This window comes from uncultured Campylobacter sp. (assembly GCF_938045535.1).
GTDB lineage: Bacteria > Campylobacterota > Campylobacteria > Campylobacterales > Campylobacteraceae > Campylobacter_B.
Window position 1 is genome coordinate 1 of record NZ_CALIMQ010000154.1, and the last position, 11,298, is coordinate 11,298.

General features: G+C 48.5%; 10 protein-coding genes. 9 read left to right on the plus strand and 1 reads right to left on the minus strand.

The window, feature by feature from the left end; all coding sequences use genetic code 11:
- Positions 1-743 (minus strand): EamA family transporter (locus Q0095_RS04910; protein ID WP_297881902.1); only part of this gene is annotated, 743 nt, incomplete at its 3' end.
- A 151-nt stretch (positions 744-894) separates the two neighbouring features.
- Between Q0095_RS04910 and glmU the strand changes: the two genes are divergently transcribed.
- The 9 genes from glmU to Q0095_RS04955 all read left to right on the plus strand — a co-directional run bounded on the left by glmU (position 895) and on the right by Q0095_RS04955 (position 11,294).
- Entirely contained in the window at positions 895-2,196 is a 1,302-nt protein-coding gene (glmU, locus tag Q0095_RS04915; protein ID WP_297881904.1) for a bifunctional UDP-N-acetylglucosamine diphosphorylase/glucosamine-1-phosphate N-acetyltransferase GlmU, read from the plus strand.
- Complete coding sequence (gene coaBC, locus Q0095_RS04920) at positions 2,189-3,370, plus strand: bifunctional phosphopantothenoylcysteine decarboxylase/phosphopantothenate--cysteine ligase CoaBC (protein ID WP_297881906.1); 1,182 nt, start codon at positions 2,189-2,191, stop codon at positions 3,368-3,370. The genes glmU and coaBC overlap by 8 nt, the downstream gene beginning before the upstream one ends.
- A 3-nt stretch (positions 3,371-3,373) precedes the next feature.
- On the plus strand, positions 3,374-4,051 hold the full coding sequence (uppS, locus tag Q0095_RS04925; protein WP_297881908.1) for a polyprenyl diphosphate synthase: 678 nt from the start codon (positions 3,374-3,376) through the stop codon (positions 4,049-4,051).
- Positions 4,052-4,383: 332 nt separating this feature from the next.
- Positions 4,384-4,809: a hypothetical protein gene (locus tag Q0095_RS04930; protein ID WP_297881910.1), complete on the plus strand. Its 426-nt coding sequence runs from the start codon at positions 4,384-4,386 to the stop codon at positions 4,807-4,809.
- A gap of 65 nt (positions 4,810-4,874) precedes the next feature.
- Positions 4,875-5,630: an A24 family peptidase gene (locus Q0095_RS04935; RefSeq protein WP_297881912.1), complete on the plus strand. Its 756-nt coding sequence runs from the start codon at positions 4,875-4,877 to the stop codon at positions 5,628-5,630.
- The gene (locus tag Q0095_RS04940; RefSeq protein WP_297881915.1) at positions 5,623-6,654 is read left to right on the plus strand and encodes an LptF/LptG family permease; all 1,032 of its coding nucleotides are present in this window, start codon (positions 5,623-5,625) and stop codon (positions 6,652-6,654) included. Before Q0095_RS04935 ends, Q0095_RS04940 begins: the two co-directional genes overlap by 8 nt.
- A gap of 676 nt (positions 6,655-7,330) precedes the next feature.
- On the plus strand, positions 7,331-8,029 hold the full coding sequence (gene truA / locus Q0095_RS10270; RefSeq protein ID WP_366806122.1) for a tRNA pseudouridine(38-40) synthase TruA: 699 nt from the start codon (positions 7,331-7,333) through the stop codon (positions 8,027-8,029).
- A 233-nt stretch (positions 8,030-8,262) separates the two neighbouring features.
- Positions 8,263-9,204: a TAXI family TRAP transporter solute-binding subunit gene (locus Q0095_RS04950; protein WP_291937906.1), complete on the plus strand. Its 942-nt coding sequence runs from the start codon at positions 8,263-8,265 to the stop codon at positions 9,202-9,204.
- A gap of 8 nt (positions 9,205-9,212) precedes the next feature.
- Positions 9,213-11,294: a TRAP transporter permease gene (locus Q0095_RS04955; RefSeq protein ID WP_297881920.1), complete on the plus strand. Its 2,082-nt coding sequence runs from the start codon at positions 9,213-9,215 to the stop codon at positions 11,292-11,294.
- Positions 11,295-11,298 lie beyond the last annotated feature (4 nt).

Consider the following 11,298-nt stretch of genomic DNA (forward strand, 5'->3'; position numbering starts at 1 on the left):
TTTACGACGATCGCTGCGGGGATGAGCGCGTTATTCATAATCGCAAGCACGCCGCTATCGACCTCGCACGCGCCTTTGTTCCACAAAAAATACCCTAAAGCGCTAGCTACAGTACCCAGATACACGATCACCGCGCCTTGCGAGAAGCTGGGATTAAATTTAGAAAAATCCCCGAGCACGATCGCGGCAATCGCCGTAACCGCGGTAGCCCCCATGAAAAAGTAGCCGAAAAGCTCCTTCTGCTCGCTAAAACCGTGGCGCTCCAGCATAAATTTATACGCGCTCTGTCCGAGTCCGAAGCATAAATTTGCGCCTTGCACGAGCAAGAAGCCCGTCAAAAACTCGGAATTTATCGCGCCGAATTTTATCACCAAAGCCCCAAGCACCGCGACTGCTACGCTAAAAAGATATAGCGCGCGAAATCTAAGCTTAAGCGCATCGTAAAGCAACGTCACGTAAAACGGAGTAAATATCGTAAAAAGCGCCACTTCATAGACCTTCAAATACGCAAAGCTGCGGTAGTAGAAGATATACATCACGCCGATCTGCACGGCGCCCACGGCGCAAATTTTAAGCGCTAAAGTGGGATTTACACCGCGAAATTTCATAAACGGCAAAAAACAAATTAGCGCCAATGATACGCGCGAAAACGCCAAATACGCGCTGTCTATGCCGCGCAAAAACTCGCCTATCAGAGAGAAGCTAAAAGCCCAAATACAAGTAACCAAAATCAGTTTTTTCAAAACGTCCGCCTAAGCTTTAAAATTTAGGTGGAATTTTATAAAATTTTAGTTGAATTTGGGATTTAAATTTCGCCCGCGCGGCATAAATTTAGGTTTTTATTTATTTTAAATGTGTTAAAATTATCCAATTTTTGAAAATTTAAGGGTAAAAATGAACGACGTTTCGGTTATAGTTCTTGCCGCAGGGCTGGGCACTCGGATGAAGTCGCAAAAAGCTAAAGTTCTTTTCGAGCTTTGCGGCGAGCCGATGATAATCCACATCCTAAAGAAAGCTTACGAAATTTCAAACGACGTGAGCGTGATTTTACACTACCAATTCGACGAGGTCAAAAGCGCAGTTTTGGCGCACTTTCCGAATGCTAAAATTTATAAACAAGACCACGAGCGCTTTCCAGGCACTGCGGGCGGGCTAAAAGAGGTCGAAATCCGCGGAGCCAAAACGCTCATAATCTGCGGCGATATGCCTTTGGTAAAAAGCGCCGAGCTTCGCAAACTCTGCGAGGGGAACGCGGAAGTAAATTTAAGCGTTTTTAGCGCGCGCAATCCATTCGGGTACGGCCGCGTAATCACCCGCGGCGGCGAAATTTTAAAGATCGTCGAGCAAAAGGACGCAAGCGAGGAAGAAAAGGCGGTAAAAGACGCAAACGCCGGCTGCTACTGCTTTAAAAGCGAGGTATTGAAACAAATTCTGCCGCAGATCAAACCAGATAACGCGCAAAAAGAGTACTACCTCACTGATGCGATCAAAATCGCCAAAGATATGGGCTTAAAATGCGCCGCTGTGTGGGTGGATGAGCAAAGCTTCATGGGGATAAACGATAAATTTGCCCTTAGCATCGCCGAAAATTTAATGCAAAACGAGATCAAAGAAAATTTGATGAAGCAAGGCGTTTTGATGCGCCTACCGCAAAGCATCTACATCGACAGTAGAGCGAAATTTATCGGCGAGTGCGAGCTGCAAGAAAACGTAAGTATCATCGGTCCTTGCGTGATCGAAAGCTCGCTCATCAAAAGCGGCTGCGTCATCGAAGATAGCATCGTAAAAAATTCCGACATCGGTCCGATGGCGCATCTGCGCCCAAAATGCGAGGTTGCTGACACTCATATCGGAAATTTCGTCGAGCTTAAAAACGCAAAAGTAAACAAGATCAAGGCGGGCCATTTAAGCTATCTTGGGGATTGCGAGATCGATGAGGGCAGCAATATCGGCTGCGGCACGATTACGTGCAACTACGACGGCAAGAAAAAATACAAAACGATAATCGGCAAAAACGTCTTCATCGGCTCGGACACGCAGCTTGTAGCGCCCGTGCGGATAGCCGACGACGTCATAATCGCTGCGGGCACGACGGTTACGAACGACGTTCCGAGCGGCGCGCTGGCGATCAGCCGAACGAAACAAACTAACAAAGATGGGTTTTTCCATAAATTTTTTAGGAGCGAAGATGAGTAAAAAAAAGGTTTTACTGGCGGTTTGCGGGAGTATCAGTTTTTACAAAGCGTTTGAAATTTTATCCGCTCTGAAAAAGTCGAATTTCGACGTCTATGTCGCGCTTAGCGACGGCGTGCAGGAGTTTGTCAGCTACAAGGCATTCGAGGCGCTGTGCGATCACCCGGTGCTTTGCAAAGCCAACGAAAACTGGCAAGCGGGCATCAACCACATCGCTTATTCTAAGGTGGATTTGGTTTTGATAGCGCCCGCGACGGCAAATACTATAAACAAGCTCGCGTGGGGCGTCTGCGACAACGTATTTTTAGAGGTGCTAAACGCGGCTTTCGCCCACGCCAAGGTGGTTATCGCGCCCGCTGCAAACCCCGCGCTGCTTGAAAACAACATCACGAAAAACTGCATCGATATGCTAAAAGCAAGCGTCAATGCGTATTTTGTGGATCCGATAGAAAAAACCCTAGCTTGCGGCGACACTGGCAAGGGCGGGCTAGCGAGCACCGAGGCGATCATGCAGACGCTAAAGCGCGCGCTTTACAACGATAAATTTTGGGAGGATAAGACCGCCATTATCACCGGAGGCGCGACGATCGAAAAGATCGACAGCGTGCGCGGTATTACGAATTTTTCCAGCGGCAAAACCTCCAAAGCGATTGCCGACGCGCTGTTTTACCTAGGCGCGGACGTGACGCTGATCTCTAGCAACGAATATGAAAATTTACCGTATAAGCTCGTTAAATTTGAAAGTACTATCGGGCTAAAATCGGCGCTTGACAGCACAAAATTCCCCGACGGTGCGTATTTGATAATGGCTGCCGCGGTAAGCGATTACTCGCCGAAGGTGCGTTACAAAGACAAGGTGAAAAAAGCCGAGATCGGCGAAATTTGGAATTTACGCCTGGGCGAAAACGAGGATATCTTAAGCTCCGTGCGCGGAAATATCAAAAAAGTGGGCTTTAAACTCGAAACCGACCGCGAAAACGCCGTCGGCGAGGCCAAACGCATGCTCAATGAAAAGCATCTCGACGCCGTCTGCCTAAACGTGCTGGACGACATCATCAAGCTCGGCGGCGACGTCCTTAAGGTCACTTTTATCACGAAAAACGATCAGGTCGTAATCGACACCGCGCCGAAGGACGAAGTCGCCCTAAAAATCGCGGCTGAGCTGAAAAAAATCTGATCCGTGAATAGCCTAAATCATCTCGCTCTTGTGATGGACGGCAACGGGCGCTGGGCGAAAAAGCGCGGTCTGCTGCGTACCGGCGGGCACGAAGCGGGCGCGGAGGTCGTAGAGCAGATCTGCGAGTTTTGCATCGACGAAGGCATCGCAAACCTCACGCTCTACGCCTTTAGCACCGAAAATTGGAAACGCCCGAAAAGCGAAGTGGAATTTTTGATGAAGTTGCTTCAAAAATTCCTAATTTCGCGCCGCGAAAAATTTATCCAAAACGGGATAAAATTCTATCCGATCGGCGACATATCGGCTTTTGAGGGCGATCTGCGAAGCGAGATCAAATATCTTTCAAATTTAACTCAAAACGGGCGGGCGCTAAATTTTAACCTAGCGATCAACTACGGCTCGCGCGACGAGATCACCAGGGCATGCGAGAGGCTACTTGCAAGCGGCGAGCGACTAAGCGAAGCGGGCATCGGCGCGCATCTGGATACCGCGCACAGCGGCGACGTGGATCTACTGGTGCGCACGGGCGGCGAGCAGCGGCTGTCAAATTTCTTACTCTGGCAGGCAAGCTACGCCGAGCTTGCGTTTACGCCGACGCTGTGGCCGGATTTCACGCGCGAGGAGCTTGCACGCATAGTGGATGATTTCCGCCGTAAACAGCGCCGCTTTGGCGGTCTTTAAACTACGGCGCAGTCGCTTTAACAGTCGCTTTAAATTTTAAAATTTTATTTTGCAAGAACCGCATACAACGCGGTAAATTTTAAAATTTAATCCGCTGGCGCTCGCGACACTTTGAAATTTTAAAATTTTAGGATTTTAATTTACGGCGCCATAAAATTTAAAATTTTAATACGTAGGCGCGCGGCGCCGTGAAATTTCAAAATTTTAGAATTTTAAATTTCGCCCTTTTAAATTTAAAGCTCTAGCGCGAGCCGTGTTGCGCGCCGCGGTAAATTTACGCGGCAGAATTTTAAAAATCACCGCCGTTCGCGCAAAGACCGACAAGGAAGGCTATGAGCTACTATATACAGTGTGATTGCGGCAAAAAACTTACCAAAAAGCCGATGAAAACTCTAAGATGCCCAAGATGCAGCAGCGTGTATAAAAAACCCAAGAAATTTATACTCGCGGTCTACATTTGCCTGCTTGTGTTTTTTATGCTAGCGTTTGCCCTCATCCCCGATAAAATGGGGATTTTGGCATCCGCAGGCAGCGGGATAGGCGCATATATTATGTTTTTATGGATCGTAGATACTTTAAACTTCGATCTTTTGGACGCCGTGATACTAGTAGCGGGATTTTTGATTTTCGGCGGATTATATGGGGCATGGGGCGAGCCGCTAATCGCGGGGCTCATAGCCATTTTATTTTGCGTAGGCGCGGCGGCGATTTTCGTAAAATTTTTCCCTTACGAGAGGCAAAAAATCAATGAAAACTAAGAAATTTCTCGCTACCATAAAGCGTTTGATTAAATTTTAAAAAGTTAAAGCTCCAAAGGAAAAAGATGGATTTAAATATCGTTTACGGCGTGATTTTTGCGGTATTCGGCACCTGCGTAGGCTCGTTTTGCAACGTCCTGATCTACCGCTTGCCGCGCGGACAGAGCGTAAATTTCCCCGCTTCGCACTGCCCCAAATGCTCTCATGCTTTAAAATTTTACCACAACATTCCGCTGCTTTCGTGGCTCTTTTTGGGCGGCAAATGCGCCTTTTGCAAAACCAAAATTTCGATCCGCTACCCGATCGTCGAGCTTTTAGGCGGCGCGCTTGCGCTTGCGGCGTATTTCGGCGAGCCCGATCTTGCAAAAGCCGCGGTGCTCGGGCTTTGCTTTATCTTACTTATGGCGCTTTCGGCTATCGATTTTGAGTATAAAGCCGTGCCCGAGAGCCTTCTTTACGTAGTTACGGCGCTATCTCTTGCTTACACGCTTATGTATGATTTTGATCTCGGCGGCGTGGGCGCGGCGGCGGGATACGCGGCGATATTTTTCGTGCTGCGTCTCATCGTCACCTTCGTGCTAAAGCGCGAAGCGATGGGAAGCGCGGATATTTTTATCGCGGGCGTTATGGGGGCGATTTTGGGCTGGAAGCTGGGCGGCATCTCGATCTATATCGGCGCGATTTTGACGCTGCCTGCGTATCTCATCGCGCACAAAAGGGGCTATGAGCTTCCGTTCGTGCCGTTTTTATCGATGGGGCTGCTTCTTACTTTTATTTTTAGAGATCAAATTTTAAGGCTTCTGGACGTCATTTATGGATAGGGTGCAGCGCTATTTATTTAGCAACTTCGTTAGCTCGTTCGCGTCGCTTTTCAGCACGCTTTTTATCATAATGTCGATCGTATTTTTCCTTCAGATCGCGCGCATTACGTCGTTTATCGAGATAAATTTTTCAGAGCTAGTCAAGCTCTATCTTTTCATGCTGCCGCGCATACTCATATTTACGGTGCCGATCGCGTTTTTCGTAGCGCTTAGCATCTCCCTTTTTAGGCTATCTAAAGAGAACGAAACTATCGTCATATTTACCATCGGCTACGCCACGCGCAAGATCGCGCTATTTTTCGGCATAAGCGCCACGCTGTGCTCCTTGGCGCTGCTTTTCGTCTCGCTTTTTATGATGCCGATAGCCGAAAATTTAAAGGACAATTTCATCGATTACAAAAAGATCAGCGCGACGCTAAATATCAAATCCAACGAATTCGGGCAGAAATTCTCCGACTGGCTCGTTTTTATCGATTCGCAGGAAAACAACGGCACAAGCACCCTATATAAGGATCTGGTGCTGTATAATCCAGGTAGCTCGCAGGATCACGAGCGGATGATCGTAGCGCGTAGCGGCGAGTTTAAAAACGAAAACGCGAGCTTTTCGGCGATGCTGCACGACGGCAAAATTTATACGATGGGCAGCGATCAGTGGCACGTAAGCGAGTTTGAAAGCCTAACTCTGCGCACGCAAAGCGACCGCAATATCCGCGGCGGAGGCGGCGTGATCGGATACTGGAGCGAGATGAGCGGCAGCGAAAAGCGCAGGAAAGAATTTAGCATCTACACCCTCGTCTCGCTCTTTCCGCCGGCGAGCTTTTTGTTTGCGCTAAGCCTCGGCATCGTGACCTATCGCTACGAAAAGGGCTTTGTTTACGCGGGGATCTTCGGCGTGCTTTTTAGCTACTTCGCGCTGATAATGCTACTCTCCAAACATCCGAGCATCGCACTTCCAGTGACATTCGGCGTTACGCTTATCGCATCGCTGCTTTACTACAGGATCAAAATTGCTCCGAGGTACTGAAAAAAGCTCCGAGCTCTGCGGCGGCAAAATTTTAAACAAAAGCTCGTCCGCTCGAAATTTAGCGGATAAAATTTCGGCGAGCAAGCCTAACGCCTCTAAAATTTTGCGTGGCGTAAATTTAAAGCATGAAGCGCAAAACGGCGAGCAAGCTTTGATTTTAAACGATAAAATTTCAAATTTTAAAAATTCCGCTCTTGCAAGTTCGGCAAGTGATACGGCTACCTATACTGCGCCCGATTGCGGTTTGAATCACGAAAGCTCCGAGCGGAATTCGGACGCTGTTTGTGCCAAAAAGACTGCGCGGGGGGCAAATAAAAATTCCGCTTGCAAAAATTCCACCAATGCCGCCACTTCGGATATTTCCGCAGCAAACGCTGCGAAAGCTAATGTGGCGAGCATTGATGCTTTAAAAATCTATACATCGCTCGTAGCAAAATTTTATACTACCCGTCCCGCGTCCGCCCACACCGCAAACTCTCGCAAGGCAAATGCCGCCTACAAAGCAGATGTCGCCGCAAACACCCTCGCAAGCGCGTCCGAACTCAAAAATATTATTGAAAGCGCGCCTGCAAGCGACTTTGTAGCGAATGAACTTGCGCACATCGGCAAAATAAGCACCCCGCCAAATATCCCCGCAGATGCGTGCGCATATGCCGCGAGCGCAAACTCCGAGCGCGTGAAGCTCAAGCTTGTCTATTCCTACGACGGCTCGAAATTTAGCGGCTCGCAGTCTCAGCCTCATGGGCGCGGCGTCGAGGATGTGCTGCGCGCGGCTTTGGGGCGAGTAGGGATCTTTGCGCCGCTAATCAGCAGCTCGCGCACAGATAAAGGGGTGCACGCGCTGCGCCAGGTAAGCTGCGTCGAATGCACCGTGCACTGGGAGCTGTCGCGTCTAAAAGAGCTCATAAACCGCCACTGCGCGCCCTATATTTTTGTGCAACACATCAGCCAGGTACCGCGCGATTTTCATCCGCGTTACGATGCCGTGGCGCGCTGCTATCGCTACGTTTTAAACCACGGACGTCCAAGCCCCTTTCTTAGCGATTTTTGCGTGTTTTATCCGCGCGTAGATCTTGCCGCGCTCAATGCTGCGCTTGCAAATTTCATCGGCGAGCACGATTTTAGCGAGTTTATGAAAAGCGGCAGCGACATAAAAAGCCCTGTGCGCGAGCTCTACGTCGCGCGCGCCTACTCTTTTAGAAATTTGACCTTGATAAATTTTAAAGCCAACGGATTTTTGCGAGCGCAGGTGCGGCTGATGGTCGCAAACGCCCTAAAATCCGTGCAGAGCGGGCGTAAGATCAGCTTCTCGCGGGCACTTAGCAGAATCCCCTTTCCGCCGAACGGGCTGTATCTTAGCGGCGTGAGTTATTAAGGCTTTAAATTTATAGCGTTAAATTTTATCCACGGGCGTTTGGATTTCAAGCTTAGAATTTTATTGCAGTAAAATTCCGCATATCAGAGCAGATCGCCGAGCTACTTTGATATTAAATCACTTGCGCCGTGATGTGTAAAATCGTAAATTTGCGCGAAATTCGATCTGTTTTTATTAGAATTTTATAGAAATTTAGCAATACTTTCAAACTTTTAACTCAAAAAGGAGCAAAGATGAAAAAATTTTCTGTTGCTTTGGCCGGTTTGGCCTTACTAGCTAGCGTTTCAGGCGCTAAGGAGTTCATCAATATTGGCACCGGCGGTATGACCGGCACCTATTATCCGGTGGGCGGCGCGATTTGCCGCTTGGTAAATATGGATAAAAATATGAAATGCTCCGTGCAATCGACGGGCGGCTCGACGTATAACGTCAATAACGTGCTTAAAAAAGAGCTAAATTTCGGCTTCGTTCAAAGCGATGTCGTCTATGATAAATACAACGGTACGGGCAAATTTCAAGGCGCGGCGGATAAAAATTTACGCTCCGTAATTTCGATCTATCCGGAGCTTTTGGCTTTCGTCGTCTCTAAGGAGAGTGGCATCAAAGCTTACGGCGACGCTGCGGGCAAAAAGATCAATATCGGAAACCCGGGCAGCGGCAACGAGCTAACCAGCACGATAGTTTTTGAAAACTACGACTTCGATCTTAAAAAGCTCGCCCAACACGGCGTCTTAACCGCGCAAGAATGCCCGATGGCGCTAAAAGATAAGAAGATCGACGGATACTTCTACGTCGTAGGACATCCGACCGCAAATATCACCGATGCGGCGACTTCGCTTCCTATCGACTTGGTTAGCATCGACGATGAGCATATCAAAAAAATTCTAGAAAAATATCCGTATTTCGCTAAAGGCGTGATCCCTGCGAAAATGTATGACGGCGTAGACCACGATACGCAGACTATCGGCGTAAAGGCCGTGCTAGTAACCGATGCTAGCCAAAGCGACGAGGCGGTTAGGGCGGTAGTTAAGGCTATACTTGATAATTTTGACGAGTATAAAAAGCTACACCCTGCGCTAAATTTGGTAAGCAAAGAATCTCTTTTAGAGGGGCTTAGCGCGCCGCTTCATCCTGCGGCAGAGGCGGTGTATAAAGAAGCCGGGTTGTTAAAATAGGCTAGTTGATGGAGAAATCTACACAAAAAGATGAGCAGGTTTTAGAGGTAAAGAGTAGAGAATTTACCTCTAAAAAGCTCTTCTGGCTCGTGACGCTTGTCTGCTTCGCGTGGTCGGTCTTTCAGCTTTACATCGCGTATTTTACGCTAAATACGAATATCGCGCGCTCAATCCACTTGGCGTTCGCCATTTTTATAATTTTTTCGCTTTTTCCGTTTCGCCCGCGCTCTAAGGCACATTTTTACATCCCGTTTTACGATTATATTTTATTAATCGTCGGAGTCGCCGCGATCTTGTATCCTGCAATAGAATTTAACGGGCTAGCGCAGCGCCCGGGAAATTATCTAACCAGAGATATCGTAGCGTCGTTTATCGGAATTTTCATACTCTTTGAAGCAGGTCGTCGTATGATGGGACCAGCGCTTGGTATTATCGCTTTTACCTTTCTTCTGTATTGCTACTTCGGTCCTTATATGCCCGATATCATCTCGCATCGCGGCGCAAGCTTTGAACTGCTTGCAGGGCATATGTTTTTAACTACAGAGGGCATATTTGGCGTACCAGTGGGGGTCAGCACCAGCTTCATTTATCTGTTCGTGCTATTCGGCGCGCTTTTGGAGCGAGCCGGAGCGGGGCAGTATTTTATAAACGTAGCGTTTGCGATTTTAGGTCGCTTCCGCGGAGGGCCTGCCAAGGCTAGCGTAATCGCTAGCGGACTAACCGGAATGGTAAGCGGTAGTTCGACCGCAAACGTCGTGACGGTGGGTACCTTTACGATCCCGCTTATGAAAAAAGCGGGGCTCACCGCCACTAAGGCGGGCGCTATCGAGGTCGCCGCAGGTGTAAACGGGCAGCTTATGCCGCCTATCATGGGCGCTGCGGCGTTTATCATCGCGGAATTTTTAGGCATGAGCTACACCAATGTAATGATCGCGGCGGTGATCCCCGCCTTTGTCTGCTACGCGGGGTTATTTTTTATCGTGCATCTGGAAAGCTGCAAGTTGGGACTTCACGGCAGCCGCGATTACGCCAAGGTTTCAAAGCTAAAAATTATATTTAGTGGCATTCATTACATAATACCGATTTTGGTGCTTCTTTTTACTCTATTGATTCTAAAAGAAAGCGCGATCTCTGCGGCGTTTAACTCGATTTGCGTGCTATTTTTAATAATGATCGTACAAGAGCCTGCAAAGAAAACGATATTCGGCGAAAAGGTTGGAAAGTCCGATTTTATCGTCGGCTTTGTCGATATCTTTTGGGCTATGGTGGGTGCTGCCAAAAATATGGTCACGGTAGCCGTTGCCACCGCGCTAGCGGGCATCATCATCGGCTCGATCTCACTTACCGGGCTGGGACAGGTTCTTTCAGAGCTCGTGGAGGCAGTCGCGGGAAATAGCATAGTGCTGATACTTCTGATGACTGCGATAATGAGCCTGATTTTGGGCATGGGACTTCCTACAACGGCAAATTATATCGTCGTTTCAAGCCTGATTGCGCCAGTGATTTTGATACTGGCGGGTAAAAACGGCTTTTTGATCCCTGCGATCGCGGTGCATCTTTTTGTCTTTTATTTTGGAATTTTAGCCGATGATACCCCTCCGGTGGGCATCGCCGCATACGCCGCCGCAGGCATCGCAAAGGCAAATCCCGTAACCGTGGGACTTCAGGGCTTCGTGTATGATCTGCGTACCGCGGTGCTTCCATTTGCGTTTTTCTTCAACAATAAGCTGCTTTTGATCCAAAGCATCGGCGATCCGATGGATTCAAAGAGCATCGTTTGGATCAGCGATCCACTGCAAATCGTGCTGATTTTTGCCACGGCGATCGTGGGTATGTTTGCTTTCAGCTCCTCGCTGCAGGGCTGGTTCGTAACAAAATGTAACCCGATAGAGCGCCTACTATTGCTGCTAGTAACGCCGCTAATGCTGGTACCTAATATATGCGCGAAATTCATAGAGTTTATCCCGAGCGAATACGCAAGCTACGGCATCGGCGCAGCGATCTACGCGCTGATCTTCGCTAAACAGTGGCTTTTAAGGCCTAAGGGCTCGGACGATACGCACGCCGAAAATAGCGCGCCTGCGACGTAAATCC